16 protein-coding genes and 1 tRNA gene are annotated in these 15,944 nt (G+C 43.8%); 12 read left to right on the forward strand and 5 right to left on the reverse strand.

Annotated elements, in window-relative coordinates; all coding sequences use genetic code 11:
* Window positions 1–11 precede the first annotated feature (11 nt).
* The 7 genes from gshB (at window position 12) to IPL34_RS06430 (ending at window position 7,159) form a co-directional block, all read left to right on the forward strand.
* On the forward strand, window positions 12–992 hold the full coding sequence (gene gshB, locus IPL34_RS06400; protein ID WP_296839347.1) for a glutathione synthase: 981 nt from the start codon (window positions 12–14) through the stop codon (window positions 990–992).
* Window positions 989–1,408, forward strand: coding sequence for an OsmC family protein (locus tag IPL34_RS06405; protein ID WP_296839349.1), 420 nt, complete (start codon window positions 989–991; stop codon window positions 1,406–1,408). Before gshB ends, IPL34_RS06405 begins: the two co-directional genes overlap by 4 nt.
* 270 nt (window positions 1,409–1,678) lie before the next feature.
* Window positions 1,679–2,410 (forward strand): C40 family peptidase, encoded by a 732-nt coding sequence (locus tag IPL34_RS06410; RefSeq protein ID WP_296839352.1) that lies wholly within the window; start codon window positions 1,679–1,681, stop codon window positions 2,408–2,410.
* Between the two features lie 301 nt (window positions 2,411–2,711).
* Window positions 2,712–3,131 carry a rubrerythrin family protein gene (locus tag IPL34_RS06415; RefSeq protein WP_296839357.1) on the forward strand — a complete coding sequence of 140 codons (420 nt, stop codon included), beginning with the start codon at window positions 2,712–2,714 and terminating at the stop codon, window positions 3,129–3,131.
* A 92-nt stretch (window positions 3,132–3,223) separates the two neighbouring features.
* The gene (locus IPL34_RS06420; protein ID WP_296839364.1) at window positions 3,224–4,579 is read left to right on the forward strand and encodes a heterodisulfide reductase-related iron-sulfur binding cluster; all 1,356 of its coding nucleotides are present in this window, start codon (window positions 3,224–3,226) and stop codon (window positions 4,577–4,579) included.
* Between the two features lie 10 nt (window positions 4,580–4,589).
* Window positions 4,590–5,171, forward strand: a complete 582-nt coding sequence (locus IPL34_RS06425) for a DUF3501 family protein (RefSeq protein WP_296839368.1) — start codon at window positions 4,590–4,592, stop codon at window positions 5,169–5,171.
* Window positions 5,172–5,344: 173 nt separating this feature from the next.
* A complete protein-coding gene (locus IPL34_RS06430; protein ID WP_296839374.1) occupies window positions 5,345–7,159 on the forward strand; it encodes an SUMF1/EgtB/PvdO family nonheme iron enzyme in 1,815 nt (604 codons plus the stop codon).
* 330 nt (window positions 7,160–7,489) lie between these two features.
* On the opposite strand, the gene IPL34_RS06435 is transcribed toward IPL34_RS06430, so the two are convergent.
* Window positions 7,490–7,565, reverse strand: a tRNA-Asn gene (locus tag IPL34_RS06435).
* Between the two features lie 227 nt (window positions 7,566–7,792).
* Here IPL34_RS06435 and IPL34_RS06440 point away from each other — a divergent pair.
* Entirely contained in the window at window positions 7,793–8,686 is an 894-nt protein-coding gene (locus IPL34_RS06440) for a hypothetical protein (protein WP_296839379.1), read from the forward strand.
* A gap of 156 nt (window positions 8,687–8,842) precedes the next feature.
* Here IPL34_RS06440 and IPL34_RS06445 read toward each other — a convergent pair whose 3' ends face one another.
* Window positions 8,843–9,454: an HAD-IA family hydrolase gene (locus IPL34_RS06445; RefSeq protein ID WP_296839384.1), complete on the reverse strand. Its 612-nt coding sequence runs from the start codon at window positions 9,452–9,454 to the stop codon at window positions 8,843–8,845.
* 136 nt (window positions 9,455–9,590) lie between these two features.
* On the opposite strand from IPL34_RS06445, the gene IPL34_RS06450 reads away from it, so the two are divergent.
* From IPL34_RS06450 to IPL34_RS06465, 4 genes are all read left to right on the forward strand, one after another.
* Window positions 9,591–9,956 carry a DUF971 domain-containing protein gene (locus IPL34_RS06450; protein WP_296839388.1) on the forward strand — a complete coding sequence of 122 codons (366 nt, stop codon included), beginning with the start codon at window positions 9,591–9,593 and terminating at the stop codon, window positions 9,954–9,956.
* On the forward strand, window positions 9,956–10,348 hold the full coding sequence (gene hisI, locus IPL34_RS06455) for a phosphoribosyl-AMP cyclohydrolase (RefSeq protein WP_296839391.1): 393 nt from the start codon (window positions 9,956–9,958) through the stop codon (window positions 10,346–10,348). Before IPL34_RS06450 ends, hisI begins: the two co-directional genes overlap by 1 nt.
* Window positions 10,345–10,587: a membrane protein insertion efficiency factor YidD gene (gene yidD / locus IPL34_RS06460; protein ID WP_296839395.1), complete on the forward strand. Its 243-nt coding sequence runs from the start codon at window positions 10,345–10,347 to the stop codon at window positions 10,585–10,587. Before hisI ends, yidD begins: the two co-directional genes overlap by 4 nt.
* A 188-nt stretch (window positions 10,588–10,775) precedes the next feature.
* Window positions 10,776–12,455: a hypothetical protein gene (locus tag IPL34_RS06465; RefSeq protein ID WP_296839398.1), complete on the forward strand. Its 1,680-nt coding sequence runs from the start codon at window positions 10,776–10,778 to the stop codon at window positions 12,453–12,455.
* Between the two features lie 34 nt (window positions 12,456–12,489).
* Here IPL34_RS06465 and IPL34_RS06470 read toward each other — a convergent pair whose 3' ends face one another.
* The 3 genes from IPL34_RS06470 to IPL34_RS06480 form a co-directional block, all read right to left on the reverse strand.
* Window positions 12,490–12,939, reverse strand: a complete 450-nt coding sequence (locus IPL34_RS06470; RefSeq protein WP_296839402.1) for a hypothetical protein — start codon at window positions 12,937–12,939, stop codon at window positions 12,490–12,492.
* 103 nt (window positions 12,940–13,042) lie between these two features.
* The gene (locus tag IPL34_RS06475; protein WP_296839404.1) at window positions 13,043–13,654 is read right to left on the reverse strand and encodes a hypothetical protein; all 612 of its coding nucleotides are present in this window, start codon (window positions 13,652–13,654) and stop codon (window positions 13,043–13,045) included.
* 170 nt (window positions 13,655–13,824) lie between these two features.
* Window positions 13,825–15,891, reverse strand: a complete 2,067-nt coding sequence (locus IPL34_RS06480; RefSeq protein WP_296839406.1) for a M1 family aminopeptidase — start codon at window positions 15,889–15,891, stop codon at window positions 13,825–13,827.
* Between the last annotated feature and the right edge of the window lie 53 nt (window positions 15,892–15,944).

Here is a 15,944-nt window from a genome sequence, read left to right on the forward strand (position 1 = left end):
AGTAGTGTCTGATGAGTACTGGTACTTTAAAGTACTCGGTCGCCATTGTGATGGACCCGATTCAAAGTCTAAATATTAAAAAAGACACGACTATAGCCATGATGCGCGAGGCTCAAGCACGCGGTTTGACGCTGTATTATTGTCAACCGCGTGATTTATTCGTGCGTGAGGGAGTGGTGTATGCCGAGCTTACGCCCTTTAGCATTGATTTAACCGCTAGCCCTTTTTATAGCTTAGGTGAGCCTATTACTGTGCCACTACACACTATTGATGTAGTGCTGATGCGCAAAGACCCGCCTTTCGATATGGAGTATGTGTATAGCACTTACTTACTTGAAATGGCTGCTCGCAAAGGAGCTTTAGTGGTCAATCGCCCTGATAGTATTAGAGCGGCGAATGAAAAATTATTTGCGACTTGGTTTGCTGAGTTTTGCCCACCGACTCTAGTCACCCGTGATATGAAACGTATTAAAGCGTTTATTGCGGAGCAGCAATTTATTGTGGTGAAACCTTTAGATGGCATGGGTGGCTCACAGGTATTTCAAATCAAGGCGGGTGATCCCAACCAAAATGTGATCCTTGAAACTATTACTCACTACGGGCAACGTACTGTAATGGCGCAACGCTTTTTACCCGAATACAAGCAAGGCGATAAGCGTATTTTGATCATTAACGGCAAACCCTATCCACATGCGTTGGCACGTATTCCCGCCGAAGGTGAAGCGCGTGCGAATTTAGCTGCTGGAGGCAAAGGGGTTGGAGTCGATTTAACTGCGCGTGAGTATGCGATTTGTAATGCTATTGCACCTACTTTGATTGAGATGGGATTAATGTTCGTGGGCTTAGATGTGATTGGTGACTATGTGACTGAAATTAATGTCACCAGCCCTACGGGAGTGCGCGAATTAGAAGCGCAATATGGGGATAATATTACCGCTTTAATGTGGGATGCCATTGAGCAAACCTTACAGCAACGAGGAGCAACAGTATGAAAGCACGCGTCAAATGGCTAGACCATATGAGTTTTGTTGGGGAGTCTGAAAGCGGTCATTCGGTGGTTATGGATGCTGCACCTGAAGTAGGGGGGCGCAATTTAGGGGTGCGCCCGATGGAGATGTTGCTACTAGGTTTGGGGGGGTGCTCCTCCATTGATGTACTAATGATTTTACAAAAGTCCCGTCAGCAAGTGACGGATTGTCATGTAGAATTATCCGCAGAACGTGCGAGTTCCGACCCCAAGGTCTTCACTAAGATGCACCTACATTTTGTAGTCACAGGCAAAAATCTAAGCCCTGAAAAAGTCGAGCGTGCGATTAAGCTGTCGGCTGAAAAATATTGCTCCGCCTCTATCATGTTTAGTAAAACGGCTGAAGTGACGCACGACTTTGAAATCATTGAAGTGGCATAACCTGATAAGGATTTTTTAGTCTAAAAATAGCCCTGTTTTTATAGAGCAGTGATTAAATGAGGCTTAGCAATAAAACATCGGTGGTTTAGTGGTAAGAAACTAATCAGATAGGTGATGGATTTAGCTATTAGACTGGTTAGGTAATAAATACCGCCAATTTTCCATTTTTATATTGTATGGGCTAGGGAAAAGCGGTAATTTTGGGCATGCAGGAATAGCGTAACAACTAAGTGAGAAAGGATTTCTCCCGTGTTCTGAGGAATTCAGTTAATGAGTAGTGTTTGTTCTCATGTGAATAAGCTCCTAGCGATGGGGCTGATCATAGCAGGGGGCTTAAGTGGGGTAAGCTACGCGGCTAGTGTGCATCATAGTGTGAAAGTACAAGCCAGTTTCCAACAAGCTTCCCGTTTAGGTACTCTCAAAAGTAATAACTTTGCTTCACATCGTTATGGCTCAGTGCTTAATACGCTTAGCCAGTATGTACCATCATCTCAGCAGCCAGTAGCCAATAGTGCTAGTGCTGAAACACGTCGTTTTGTTCAAACCGGCCGTTATGTCGCCAGAGCTAGAACGGCTCCCGCCCCACGTGGGCATATCGATCCCGCTGAGCGTGTGATTCAGGTGGGTAGTAATCAGATTGGCAAAAAATATCGCTGGGGAGGAGAAAGTCCTTTAAATGGCTTTGATTGTAGTGGTTTAGTACAGTATTCAATGAAAACCGGAGCAGGCGTGGTACTCCCCCGTACTGCTGCTGATCAGTATGCTATTTCTACTAAAGTACCACCTAATCGAGCGATGCGCGGTGATTTAGTGTTTTTTAATACCTCAAAGCGTAGACGCATTAGTCATGTGGGCATTTATTTAGGCAGTAATAAATTTCTCCATGCGCCGCGAGCGGGCAAGCGTATTGAGCGTGCTGAAATTAAAGGCTATTGGCGTAATCGTTTAATTGGATTTGGTCGTATTCCGGGGGCTTGTAAGATTCCCGCTTATTACGGCTAACTTTAGGCTCTATGTTGTTTACGATTTAAGCCTAAGCATGCTCTGCTTAGGCTTATTTTGGGTTCAAAACTTTTATATTAGTCCTTTCTTATTTTTGTAAAATAGATCATTGCATCCAATATATTCTATTGGATTTCATTGGCTAGAATGCTTACAGTCCTACTAGCTAATAGACCACTGCTTAATCCTATATATTTCAATTTTAAGTAGACTTGAAAGCTTAATTCATTTTTACTCACTTAAAGCTTTCAATAGGCATTAGCGCCCGCTTTGCATAATCGCTAACAAGAGGAGATTCATTATGGAACTGAAAGGTAGCCGTACCGAACAACATTTGAAAGATGCTTTCGCAGGCGAATCCCAAGCCAACCGCCGTTATCTCTACTTTGCTAACAAAGCCGACGTTGAAGGCTATAACGATGTCTCCACTGTATTCCGTTCTACCGCTGAAGGTGAAACTGGACATGCTCATGGTCATCTAGAGTACCTAGAAGCCGTGGGTGATCCTGCAACAGGTTTACCTATTGGTGGAACAGCAGATAATCTGCGCTCCGCTATTGCGGGTGAAACGCATGAATACAGCGATATGTACCCCGGCATGGCAAAAGATGCGCGTGAAGAGGGTTTTGATGAAATTGCTGATTGGTTTGAAACGCTAGCTAAAGCCGAGCGTTCACATGCTAATCGCTTCCAAAAAGCGCTAGATGCTCTAGACGCCTAAGCATCGTGCTCTCTAAGGGTTATAGCACTGGCTATAACCCTCTCTAAACGAGTCTAACACTCGCCTATCACGCGTCAGCAGGAGTATGTTGTATGGCTATAAGCAAACGCGAAGGTAGTCTAGAAGCCCCTACCCGTCATCCCTTAGATTGGAAAAATCCCGACTTCTATAATGAAGACTCTTTAAATAAAGAATTAGAGCGGGTATTCGATATTTGCCACGGTTGTCGGCGCTGTGTCAGCCTGTGTAATTCATTCCCTACTTTATTCGATTTAGTCGATAATTCCAGCACTATGGAAGTGGATGGAGTGGCTAAGTCGGACTATATGAAAGTCGTCGATCACTGCTATTTATGTGATCTGTGCTATATGACTAAATGCCCCTATGTGCCACCCCATGAATGGAATTTAGATTTCCCGCACTTAATGCTAAGGGCCAAAGCGGTGAAATTCAAAAAGGGTGAAACCAGCACACGCGATAAAATTCTCAGCTCCACCGATTTAATGGGGACATTTGCAGGCATACCCATTGTGTCTCAGGTAGTGAATGCGACTAATAAAAATCCTACCTTCCGCAAAGGTTTAGCCAAAGTGCTGGGCGTGCATGTGAATGCTAAAATTCCCAGTTACCACAGTAAAAAAGGGCGTCATTACGTCAAAGCTTTGAGGGATACCTCATTACCTGTGACACCCGCTGGACGTACTACGGGCAAAGTAGCTATTTTCACCACTTGCTACGGTAATTATAACGAACCCCATATCATCGAAGATTTAGCCAAAGTCTTTCAACATAATCAAATTCCGGTCACTTTACTCAATAAAGAGCAATGCTGCGGTATGCCTAAACTTGAGTTAGGCGATTTAGAGGCGGTGGCTAAGGCGAAAGAAGTCAATATTCCTGCGATGATGCAGCTTATTAACGATGGCTGGGATATTGTCGCTCCTGTGCCCTCGTGTGTGCTGATGTTTAAGCAAGAACTACCCCTAATGTTCCCGCATGATGCTGATGTGCAGTTAGTGAAAACGCGCATCTTTGACCCGTTTGAATATCTGATGCTGCGCCATAAAGACGGACAACTAAAGACTGAATTTAAACAATCCTTAGGTAAGGTCAGTTATCACGCTTCTTGTCATCTACGGGTACAGAATTTGGGGTATAAAACGCGTGAATTATTAGAATTAGTGCCGAATACCAAATTTGATTTAATTGAGCGTTGTTCAGGGCATGATGGAACCTATGCAGTGAAACAAGAGTTCCATGAAACGGCGATGAAAATCTGTCGTCCGGTAGTGACTAAGGTACAACAAGCCAAAGCGGATTATTACGCCAGTGATTGCCCGATGGCAGGGCATCATATTGAAAATGGTCTACAACAAAAAGAACCTGACACTACCGCGAAAGCCCCCACGCATCCCTTAACTATGTTACGCATTGCGTATGGTTTATAGGAGAATAGCTATGCAAGCCTTATCTCGTGCGGATTTAATGAGCTTAGAACAGTATTCAGTAGCGCGTCCGTCCTTTAGAAAGCAGGTGTTAGAGCATAAAGCGGCGCGTAAAGTGCATCTAGGGGCTAATGCTACCTTGTATTTTGAAGATCGCTTAACCATTCAATACCAGATTCAAGAGATGCTGCGTATTGAGCGTATTTTTGAAGCGGAAGGGATTCAGGATGAGTTAGCGGCTTATAATCCTTTGATTCCCGATGGCTCGAATTGGAAAGCTACCTTTATGCTGGAGTTTCCTAATCCTGAAGAACGCAAGCGTCAGCTCGGACAGTTGATTGGGATTGAGCGCCAGATGTGGGTGCAGATCGAGGGCTTTGACAAGGTGATTGCCATTGCTAATGAAGATCTACCGCGTGAAACGGATGAAAAAACCGCTGCGGTGCACTTTTTGCGCTTTGAGCTAAGTCAGGGTATGCGCCAAGCGGCATTGAATGGTGCAGCAATTCATATGGGTGTGGATCATGCTAATTACACTCACTCGATTACGGTGAGTGAGGCAACCCGCCAGTCCTTAGTAGCTGATTTAGTTTAATCACTTCAAAAGTAGTACTTACTCGCTTGCCAACAGTCTTAGAGTAGGTACTGCTTTCTAGCATAATCATTGTTATCAGTCCTGTTCTTTAATTCTATAACTCAAAATACCTACCCCTATTGAGTTAAAAATTCGGTATCATTCCTCTCGTCACCCCTAATCGACCGCTTGCTATGACCGATATTTTTATTAGCTACAGCCATAAAGACGAAGCGTGGAAAGATGCGCTGCGTCAGCAATTGCAGGTGTTGCAACTGCATACTGAATTTGCCATTTGGGATGATCGTCAGATTGAGGTGGGGGCGAGTTGGTTGCCTGCGATTGAAAATGCGATAGCGCAAGCACGGGTAGCGATTTTGTTGGTGAGCAGTGATTTTTTGGCTTCGGAGTTTGTGACGCGCCAAGAGATTCCTAAATTTTTGCAGCGTCGTGAGCAGGAAGGGTTGCGCATTGTTCCGGTGATTGTGCGTCCGTGTGCGTGGAAAACCGTGCCGTGGTTGGCGAGTTTGCAGGGGGCGGTGAAGGATAATAAGCCACTGTCTGCTTATCCTTTGGGTTCGTTTGAGCTGGAGGAGGCGTTTAGTGCGATTACTGAAAAGGTACATGCGCTATTAATGGCAGCGAAGCATGAGGATGAGGTGAAGCGGATTGAGGCTGAGCGTGTGGAGCGGGAGCGTTTGGCGCGTGAGGCTGAGCAGCGGCGTTTGGAAGAGGAACGGGCAAGGCAAGAGGCAGAGGCTAAACGGATAGCTGAGGCAAAAGCTGCACAGGAGCGGGAGACTCAACGCTTGGCGGCTGAACAGGCACAACGAGAAGCAGCGTTAAAGCGCGAGGCGGAGTTGAAACGTCAGGCTAAGATCAATGCACAAGAGTTAGAGTCTCGACAGCAAGCTATTAATCAACAACGCATTGCTATTCTGAGTGAGAAGTTAAGCAAGCTGTATTTGCAACGCGATACGGAAACGCGGGTGGAGGAGAAATTTCGCCTTGATGCTTTGATTCAAGAGACGGAAGGTGAGTTGGCAGGTTTGGGGGTGAGTACTTCACATACTCCACCGCCTAAGAAGTTAGAAGTGGTTAAAGCTGATGCGGGCGGCTTGAATAAATGGCTTTTAAGTGGTGTAGGTGTGGTGGTATTAGCGAGCGCAGGATGGGTGTTCATCAATAGAGATAAACCCGCGCCTATGCCTTCTGTACCAGCAGTGCAAAGTAATCCAGCAGCAGTTGAAGCACCTGCACCCGTAGTAGTCACTAAACCACCTACTGAGCCAATAAAACCAGAGCGTTTACCCTTTGAGCCAGAAATGGTCACTATTCCCGCTGGCACATTTACGATGGGTTGTGTGCCAAAGCGCGATCTCGTAGAGGGCTTAAAAGAATGTCCTAGTGATGAATTGCCCGCTCGTGAGGTCAAAGTAGACGTTTTTCAAATCGGCAAATACGAGGTCACCTTTGATGAATGGGATGCGTGTGAACAGGCTAAGGTTTGCCCTCATGCTGAAGATGAAGGCTGGGGGCGGGGCAAGCGTCCAGTGATTAATGTGAGCTGGGATGATATACAGGTTTATTTAAAGTGGCTCAATGAGAAGACGGGTAAAAATTATCGCTTACCGACCGAAGCCGAGTGGGAATATGCTGCACGGGGTGGCAAGAATTCTGCCTACTCTTGGGGGACTAACAAGATTGCTTGCACTCAAGCACGTTATGGCAAATGGGGTGATGAGTGCAAAGATTCTGATAAGACTGTCACCATAGGCTCTTATGCCGCTAATGGTTATGGTCTATATGACACCGCTGGTAATGTATGGGAATGGACAGCCAGCAACTACAGTGACAACTACCTCGCTGCGGAGCAGAAAACGTATCGTGTGTTGCGCGGTGGTTCGTGGTACTACAGCGGCTGGTACTGCCGTTCTGCTAACCGCTACAGGAGCACGCCCGACGACCGTGACTACTTCGTGGGTTTTCGTTTTGCCCTAGGTCAGTGAGCTAAACAGGTCAGGTCAGCGGAGCGCAGTAGCCGCGCAGGGGGTTACGGGCTGGCGGGCGCGTCGCGGAGCAGCGCCTGACCGACCGTGACACACTGCGCAGCGGTCAAAGCCCTCACCCTAAATGCCTCTCATGGTATCGCAGTATTAATATCTCAGAGGTTTGCCCAAGCAGATAAACAGATACAAATAAGTAGGGTAATCACTGGTTGGCTACCCCTAGCACCTCAAGATAATATTTTTGAGGGAGTCAAAATGCCAAAAGTACACCGTAAAACGCCAAAAGCAAAAAAGGGCTGCAAGTATGTGCTTGCAACCCTTTGAATTTGTTGGCTCCTCGAACTGGACTCGAACCAGTGACCCAATGATTAACAGTCATTTGCTCTACCGACTGAGCTATCGAGGAACTGCTAAATGTGGGGCGTATAATATAGATCGTTTTTCTGAGAGTCAACTATTTTTTTAGTCTATCAAACTAATTTTTACTCCAAGGTAAGTTTACAGCATAAAATAGAATTAACTTAGGAGCGAGGGTTTATTAAGCACCTCGTTCTCATGAGGTGAGTAAAGGATGCCCCACCATTGACCACCTCGGCTGTTATACTTAATACACCTCACTCCAGAGTACTGGTCATGGCTGAAAAAGATATTGTTAGTAAAGACGTACTCCAACTCTTAGCGGCTGATATTGCTAATATTCTGCTGCATTTGGATGTGGATAGAAATTCGGTAGAACTCTTACAAACTGAGCAACAACGCATTGAAGTACGCCGTGCCGATATGGTTGCGCGTATGAAAAAACGTGAGTCGGGTGAGTCGTTTATCCTGCACGTTGAGATTCAAAACGCTAATGACTCCACTATGTCGGTGCGTATGTTGCGTTATGCCAGTGATATTTTAATGGCATATCCTGACGAGCCGATTTATCAATATTTGGTCTATATTGGTAAACAGCGGCTGACTATGCCCAATACCTTAGTACTGCCTCAATTTACCTACCACTATGCAACACTCGATATGCACACGGTGGATTGTGGAGTGTTGATTGCTCAAGACACACCCGAAGCGTTAATCCTTGCCATCTTATGCGATTTTAAGCAACGTCCTGCACAAGAGGTGGTCAATTATATTGTGACCCGTTTAAAGCAATTATCCGGTGAGGATGAACAACGCTTCCGCAATTATTATGAAATGTTAGAAACTTTAGCGGATAATCGAGACTTACATGCTCAACTGTTGGAGGCAAAAAATATGCTAACTCAAGTAGATTACAAACGCTTCTCAACTTATCAATGGGGGCTAGAGGATGGGATTAATGAAGGAATAACTAAAACTCGTAGTGAGTTAGAGCCTTTATTAAATGAAAAAGACGAGGCGCTTAGGCAAGAAAAACAACGTATTCACAACGCAGTAAAACAATTAATCGCTTTAAATGCCATGTCTTATCAAGCTATTGCTGATTTATTTAAGCTCACCCTTGAAGAGGTGGAAAAGATAGCTCAGGACATTGAGCCTACTCAGCACTGATAAGCAGCGCTTAGCTCCATTATTTACCGAAACAGCCGTAAAGCCCCTTCCTTTAACTGACTTGTGTAGATACCTATGCCTTTAGGGCGAGGAGGATGTCAAAAACGCTTCTCAACTTATCAATGGGGGTTAGAGGATGAGATTAATCAGGCAAAATTAGAACGGGAACCTTTGTACTAGCTCACCTAAACGTTTAATGGTATAGATTGGCTCAAAAGGATAATCATCTTTTTCTCGTGCATAGTGAATCGTGGTCATACCCAGCTCCGCTGCGACGGCTAAGTTTTCTAGTCGATCATCAACAAAAGCAATTTGCTCACCTGCAAGCTTACTAGCCGCTATTAAACACTGATAAATAGCAGGTTCGGGCTTTTGGCAGCCGACCGTACCACTAATAATGCGCGGCTCAAACGGGGCGCTAAACTGCAAGCGTTGCTCTAATAATTGATACCACTCCCAACCGAGATTGGAGAGAATGCCTAAACGATAATAGTGCCCAAGCTTTTGGGTGACTAGCTCTAAATCCTCATCTAATTCAAATACATCTAAAAAGTGCTGGCGTATTTGTGATTCAATTGAAAGGTCAATACCTTGCCAAAAAGCGGCTTCTGAGATATGCCCGCTAGTATAGGCATCATAGAAAGGTTTAACTTGCGCTTTGCTAGTAGTAGCAGGTAAATGAGGCATTAAACCGTGTGATACCAAATGACCATCGGTAATAATCACACCAAATACATCAAAGGCAATGAGCTGAATAGTAGGGAGCATAGAGTTAGATAAGAGCTGTATTCAAAGCCGTATCATGCGAAGTTATCGCTCTAAAGCCAAGTACTCCTTAAGGAAACTAGCGTTTGAGTATTAAATCATTATGATACCGAGTACTTTGTAGTCTATGAGGTAGACCATGACTCCGACCGATATTACCTTGAATCAACTGTCCCGCGAACTGGTACTCACTTGGCCAACGGGTGAAGAGCATACCTTGAGCTGTGAGTATCTACGGGTATATTCGCCCTCTGCTGAGGTACGTGGTCATGGCCCTGGGCAAGAGCGTCTACAAATTGGCAAAGAGAATGTGAATATCACGGCTATCGAGCCAGTCGGCATGTATGCGGTGAAATTAGTATTCGATGACAATCACGACAGTGGGCTTTACGACTGGAATTTACTCTATGATTTGGGTAAAAATCACGCCACCTATTGGCAACAGTATTTAGATAAACTGGCTGCTAAAGGTTATACCCGTAAAACTGCCGGACAAGTGATTTAATGAGTGCACTGAGTCAAAGCCTAGATACCTTAAAATACAATCAAGAGGGTCTAATCCCTGCCATTGCCCAACAATACGATACGCATGAAGTATTGATGATGGCGTGGATGAATCGGGCGAGTATTGAAGAAACTTTAAACACAGGTCGGGTTTGTTATTGGTCACGTTCGCGGCAAAAATTTTGGCGCAAAGGTGAAGAGTCAGGGCAAGTCCAACTTTTAAAAGAACTGCGCTTTGATTGCGATGCCGATACGATTTTAGTCGTGGTAGATCAAACCGGACCAGCTTGTCATACCGGACGGCGTTCGTGTTTTTATCATAAAGTGGAAGGCGAGCAAGTCATTATTGATAGCGAGCCTATGATTGACCCTAGTAAGCTCTATCACTCATGAAACGGGTACTGATGGCTATTATTCGGGGGTATCAATTAGTGCTTAGTCCTTTAATGGGCAATAATTGCCGTTTTTACCCCACCTGCTCGCACTACACCATGGAAGCGATTGAAAAGCATGGTGCACTTAAGGGGAGTTGGTTGGGGCTTAAACGCATTGGGCGCTGTCATCCGTGGAGTGAGGGCGGGGTAGATCTAGTGCCCGAACCTAAAAAAACCTGTGATCACTCTCATCATTGACCGATTGTAGGTTAGACATTGCCAAAGTTCAGCAGCCCTTTATAATTTCAACTACATAACATAGGATGATAACCAAAAAGGTTAATAATTATCCTAATGAAAATGGTGTTAATCCAGTCAGTAATTCTACGGGTTAATCAGAGTCTCAGCATATTGCTATTAATAATAATAATTTAACTAGGCTGATTATGTCTCAACTACCAGCGCAGCTCTATGATTTGGTCGTTACAGGTCATACCTCAGAACTAAAAGTCGCGGATTTAGTGCAACAATTAATGACGATTTTGGGTAAAAAAAGTGCTCAACTAGAGTTCAAATTATCCGAAGCATTAATTTTTGAACAAAATTCTAATACTGCTTTAGAAGGGGTCAGCCTTGAAGTCGCCGAACATTTTCAAAAAGAATTTGGCAAAGCGCTAGTCACTACTGAAATACGTCCCACTATTCAAATTGTTGAATTAGAAATAGAAGATGACACACCTAAGGTGTATCGTTGTCCCGCTTGTGGTCACGAACAGCCTTCGGTGAAAGATCGCCTTGATATGTGTGATGTGTGTGGGGTAATTGGTCAGCGTTATAGCAGTAATTCACGTCTCAAAATGGTGATGGAGGATGAGCGTAGACGCTTAGCACAAGAGCAGGCACAAAAAGTCCGTGAGTCCCTAGCCAAAGCCGAATATCAAGAGCGTGTTAAATTACGGCGCACCGCTCTCAAGCAGTTAGGTGTTAAAGAAAAAAAACAATGGCCTATTTGGGTAGCAATGATCGTAGGGGTTATGGCAGTGGGGGGTGGTACTTATTGGGGGTATTTATATTTGAATCCTCCGACTGAGGATACGGTAGTAGCGGATAGTGAGCAGGCAAGTGATACTAATAAAACCTTCACTATTAATCCCGCACTCTTACAGGGTAATAGTAATGCAAAAATTTCTATGACGGATCAAGCGATTGCTTTATTAGATAATGGTTTATTACCCGATGCACCGGCTATTACGATTGCCAATCCAGAAGCCTTAACTCATTCACCTACGCTCAATAGTGCTGGGGTCAGCAATGGAGTCAATGCTTCTAGTACATTAAATAGTACTGTCCCTCAATTTAATGCGACGACTCCAACAGTGGTTGAGGCGACCACGCTTAATATAGCTAACACACCGTTATTAAAAACGCATAATGGGCGTGGGTTTGAAATACTGATGAAGCTGGAGGAATTAGGTTTAGCTGATCCGCGTTTCAAGCGCTCTACCGCTCAGCATTTAGTAGATAAAGATTACTTAGATCAATTACTTAGTGGTAATCAGTGGGGTATGGGCAAAGTCTTTATCGATACCCTAACGGATAGTTATGAACAGGCTGCTATGTATACTTATGCCTTATTAACAAGACCTGATCTAGTCAATGCGCAAAGTATTAGTGAAAAATTACAAGTAGTTCTGCAACCTCTGCCTCCACGGGATGAACAACGTTTATTATTACAGGGTGCATTAGCGGTGGTACAAACGACAGAAGCTAAAACCTCTCCTATCAGTCTTAATGAAACAACCGCTTTTAAACAACTTCTAGGGCAAGTAGTTAATATTCCTGATCCAGAGCAGCGTATTCCCTTATTAATGCGTTTAGCTAATGAGCAATATTTATTTAATCAGCGTTTAGGAGCACAACAATTATTACAATTAGCTGAGCAAGAATTACCTTCAATAACAGTTGAAAAGCGCGAAGCTTTAGCGGCGCATATTGCTGCTAGTTATTTTATTATTGAAGATGAGCCGAGTATGTTAAGGGTCAGTGAGCAGGTGAATGAAGCTAGCTTAAGAGAACGTTTGTTTCAAGGTATGGAGCAAATTCGTCCTTTGGTAAAGCCATTATAAGCATCACTGACAATAGCCCTCTTGCTCAAGAGGGCTAGTCAATGGCATAAGTATGCATCTGTTTGCTAAGCATAAAGCGCCTTAAATTATGAGCAAAACCTAAACCTAAAGACGCACCAATAATATGTTCACTTTGTGGCCAAATAAGATAGCCATAGAGATCAAAAGGTTGATAGGTAAAAAACCATAAAAATAAAGCCACCCCAATAGGACCTGAAACTAAACCTGCTGTATAAAACAAGGGCAGGCGTTTTAATTTTTTAAAGAGTACTAATAGAGGCGTGGTAATAACAATTAATTGAATAGCCGCAAAAATAACGGTCAAAATCCATAGCGCATGCCAGTCTCCTTGCCACCACTCACCTGTCCGCATCCAGCTTTCAAACAACCACATACCAAAAGCAATAGAGCCTAAGATGATGATTTGTTTTAAATAAAATAGGAAAACCTGTTGCAGAGGTAAGGATTTTAACATAGTAGTCATGCCACAGCTTAAGGCTAGTTAGAGTTGTTTAGACTTAGATAATTACCAATACTGAGCTTAATGGGGGATGAAAGCTAAGAGTAAGTATTTCATCTTTATAGATTTATTTAAACTCAGTTTGATAGGGTTTTATGCTGATAGGTAAAGTATTTTTTTGTATACCCATACTACTAGGGGTCAACCAATCAACACGTATAGTATGCAGTTTAGGGGCTAGGACTGTAAATAATCCTACGTCGATAGAGGTAGTATTTTTTAGATCTGGGCAATTCATTAACCAGTTAATGGACGTTTCCGCTAAAAGGTGAGTTGAGCTAATTTGCGGTGGCATTAACTGTTTAACCTCATACTGTTGTAGCTTACAACTATTACTAGGATGGAATTTAAATAAATTTGACCATAATGATAGCCCATTCGCTTGCGCTTTTAATTGCTCGGAATTAAAGGTAGTAAGCTCTTTACTAGGGAGCACTAGATTAAATTGAGCAAATTTCAATTCAGGATTGAGTTGAATACTGAGCGATCCATGACCTGATTGAGCTTGATTATAAGTTTTTGCCGCTGTCAAATCGTCAGTGCCTTGGGTCATATCATAGGCTATATCCATTTCTTGCTGGCTGGCTTTAGCGGGCAAGGGGAGGGTATCGATTTCAGCTATACTGCTCGTATTTAAACACATAAGGGCAATAGCCCCAGCATAAAGCAAATAATTCATGGGGAAGCATCCAAATCCTGTGAGTCAAGTGTAGCTAGGCTAGAGGAGTGATTCAGCCTAGGCTCAGTTTGACACAGTTTAAGCGCTTTATATCAAGGTGTTAATTCTACAGCGCTTAGTGGCATAGATGCTCTTTATAGTAGGTTAGATCCGAACGATTAGAGCCGATTTTAAGGTTGCAATACCTTCATCAGCGGTGAGTCCAATACCTCCCATTGTCCTTTAGCGATATTAGCTCCATCCGTACTATTAAACAGCGCATAACTATAAGAGCCGTAATGCGGTAGTTTCGCCATTAATCTAGTTAACCCTACGACGTGATCAGCACTTAAGGCTAATACATAGCGATCCTTTAGGCGTAGGGTTAGTGCTAGGGTATGTAGACCGCACAGGTAGTTTTCTCGTCCTAATAAGTCATTCGCTTGATTAAGCTGTGCATAGCTTTGTGTTTGCTCCACTAAGCGCGGTAGTGCATCACTTTCACCCCCTAGTATGATCACATCACCGTCAGGCAAAGGTTGGTTATCCAGTTGAATTTTCCAATCGGGATGTTGGCTTTGCAATTGTTGCGCTACTTGTTGCCATGCTTGTAGCATTTCGGGGCGAGCTTGGTGTGCAATGAGAATGGTTTTTTTACCTGTATTAGCGCTATTAAAATAATCCAAAGTGGGCGGTATTTCTTCTGCTAAAGGGAGCCGTAAACTATCAAAATAAGGATCTAGGGCTATAGTTTGTGCGGGGTATTGAGTGGCTAAAACAAAGCGTTGTTCAGCAGCACTCAGGGTAATGCTTGACTCCTCTGGGTGTGTGCTTTGGCTATTAATGACCACAGGCAAGGTGATATAGCCTTTAAAGTCTGGATTAGTTTGCCTAACGGTTAAGGCTACTTGCTGAGGGGAGAGCAGCTTAGCTTCCACCCATTCTAGTTGAGGTATCGCACTTTGATCGCGCCACTGTTGGAAGAAAGTGCTTAAATCTCGTTGTCCTACTTCGCTAAACACTTGTTCTAATTGTTTAAAATTAGCACTTTTGAATGCATAACGCTGATAAAAAGTTTGTAGAGCCTTAAGAAAGGTCGCCTCACCCAACGTTTTATTGAGCATATGAAATAGCAGGGTGCTTTTACTATAGCCGAGTGCTTGACTCGTATTATCGTGGCGGCTAGTAAAGGTATTAAGGGTTTGGTTAGGGTGATCTTTTAGATAAGTGCTGAGCTTAATTAATTGATTGCGCCGATAATTAACATCCTCACCCTTGAGAGCACTTTGAGCATGATCGGCTACATAGGCGGTTAAGCCCTCTGCCCAATTACCATAGCGACTGTCGATATAAACACTATTCCCCCACCAGTTATGCGCAATTTCATGGGGTAAAGACGTATCCAAGATAAAAGGTAAGCGCAATACTCTTGAACCTAGGAGAGTAAACGAGGGCATACCCCAACCCGTTTCCCAAAAGCTCTCCACCACCGCAAATTTAGTATAAGGATACTGACCTAAGAGTGTTTCTAAAGTGGTTAAATGCTTAATGCTAGCGTCTAAATAGCGCTCGGCTAGTGCAGGGTCTGCTTGTTTAAGATAAACACTATATTCAATGTTTGCGTGAGTTTTGTGATAGTGCTTAAAGGGAGCGGCTATTAAGTAAATACCAGTCTGTGGATGTAATTCTTGCCAAGTATTTGCTTGATTTATACCTTGGCTTAGGCTTAACCAGTCTTTAGGTAATTGCACCGTCATTTTAAAGGTGTGCAATACCTCGCTATTACTCAGATACCACTCACTAGCAGGATCAAGATATAAACCTTGGCTATTAAGCATCAGACAGGATTCTTGCAGCCAATTGCAATCAGGGGTGGAGTTTAATTTACCTTGGTATTCTACGACTAAAGGCTTAGAGTGCTCAGTCAGCGTAAACTGATAAACTGCCTTATTAGCCTCACGGGTGAGGGCTACTAATGCTTGAGAGCTATGGGTAATAACTAGGTTTGGATTGAGGTTAACCTTAAGCACTGCTCCCAAAGTATCAGGCAGCGTTATGGTATCGCGAATAGTTAAGTGACCTTGCGTTAAATCAGGTAGCACCACTAATTCATGTTGTAATACTAAAGGTGAGGCAGGCGTATTTGCCGCTAGCGCGTTGTAGCCCACCAGACAGCTTAAGAGTACTACTAGCCATTTGAGTATGAGTGGATAATAAGTGCTGAACGCTTGCGCTAGCGAATTCGTCAGAGTACTCATGGACTACTTTACCCTCGTTGGTAACATATTGTTGGCTTAACACGAGACCGTTT

The sequence above is a fragment of the Thiofilum sp. genome (genome assembly GCF_016711335.1).
In the GTDB taxonomy this organism is placed as follows: Bacteria; Pseudomonadota; Gammaproteobacteria; order Thiotrichales; family Thiotrichaceae; genus Thiofilum.

Excerpts from the sequence above, each read along its gene's own strand:
- IPL34_RS06480 (WP_296839406.1), bottom strand. The coding sequence starts at position 15,891 with ATGAGTACTCTGACGAATTCGCTAGCGCAAGCGTTCAGCACTTATTAT.
- IPL34_RS06420 (WP_296839364.1), top strand. The coding sequence starts at position 3,224 with ATGGCTATAAGCAAACGCGAAGGTAGTCTAGAAGCCCCTACCCGTCAT.
- IPL34_RS06410 (WP_296839352.1), top strand. The coding sequence starts at position 1,679 with ATGAGTAGTGTTTGTTCTCATGTGAATAAGCTCCTAGCGATGGGGCTG.
- IPL34_RS06430 (WP_296839374.1), top strand. The coding sequence starts at position 5,345 with ATGACCGATATTTTTATTAGCTACAGCCATAAAGACGAAGCGTGGAAA.
- IPL34_RS06440 (WP_296839379.1), top strand. The coding sequence starts at position 7,793 with ATGGCTGAAAAAGATATTGTTAGTAAAGACGTACTCCAACTCTTAGCG.
- IPL34_RS06405 (WP_296839349.1), top strand. The coding sequence starts at position 989 with ATGAAAGCACGCGTCAAATGGCTAGACCATATGAGTTTTGTTGGGGAG.
- IPL34_RS06415 (WP_296839357.1), top strand. The coding sequence starts at position 2,712 with ATGGAACTGAAAGGTAGCCGTACCGAACAACATTTGAAAGATGCTTTC.
- IPL34_RS06475 (WP_296839404.1), bottom strand. The coding sequence starts at position 13,654 with ATGAATTATTTGCTTTATGCTGGGGCTATTGCCCTTATGTGTTTAAAT.
- IPL34_RS06470 (WP_296839402.1), bottom strand. The coding sequence starts at position 12,939 with ATGACTACTATGTTAAAATCCTTACCTCTGCAACAGGTTTTCCTATTT.
- yidD (WP_296839395.1), top strand. The coding sequence starts at position 10,345 with ATGAAACGGGTACTGATGGCTATTATTCGGGGGTATCAATTAGTGCTT.
- gshB (WP_296839347.1), top strand. The coding sequence starts at position 12 with ATGAGTACTGGTACTTTAAAGTACTCGGTCGCCATTGTGATGGACCCG.
- IPL34_RS06445 (WP_296839384.1), bottom strand. The coding sequence starts at position 9,454 with ATGCTCCCTACTATTCAGCTCATTGCCTTTGATGTATTTGGTGTGATT.
- hisI (WP_296839391.1), top strand. The coding sequence starts at position 9,956 with ATGAGTGCACTGAGTCAAAGCCTAGATACCTTAAAATACAATCAAGAG.
- IPL34_RS06425 (WP_296839368.1), top strand. The coding sequence starts at position 4,590 with ATGCAAGCCTTATCTCGTGCGGATTTAATGAGCTTAGAACAGTATTCA.
- IPL34_RS06450 (WP_296839388.1), top strand. The coding sequence starts at position 9,591 with ATGACTCCGACCGATATTACCTTGAATCAACTGTCCCGCGAACTGGTA.
- IPL34_RS06465 (WP_296839398.1), top strand. The coding sequence starts at position 10,776 with ATGTCTCAACTACCAGCGCAGCTCTATGATTTGGTCGTTACAGGTCAT.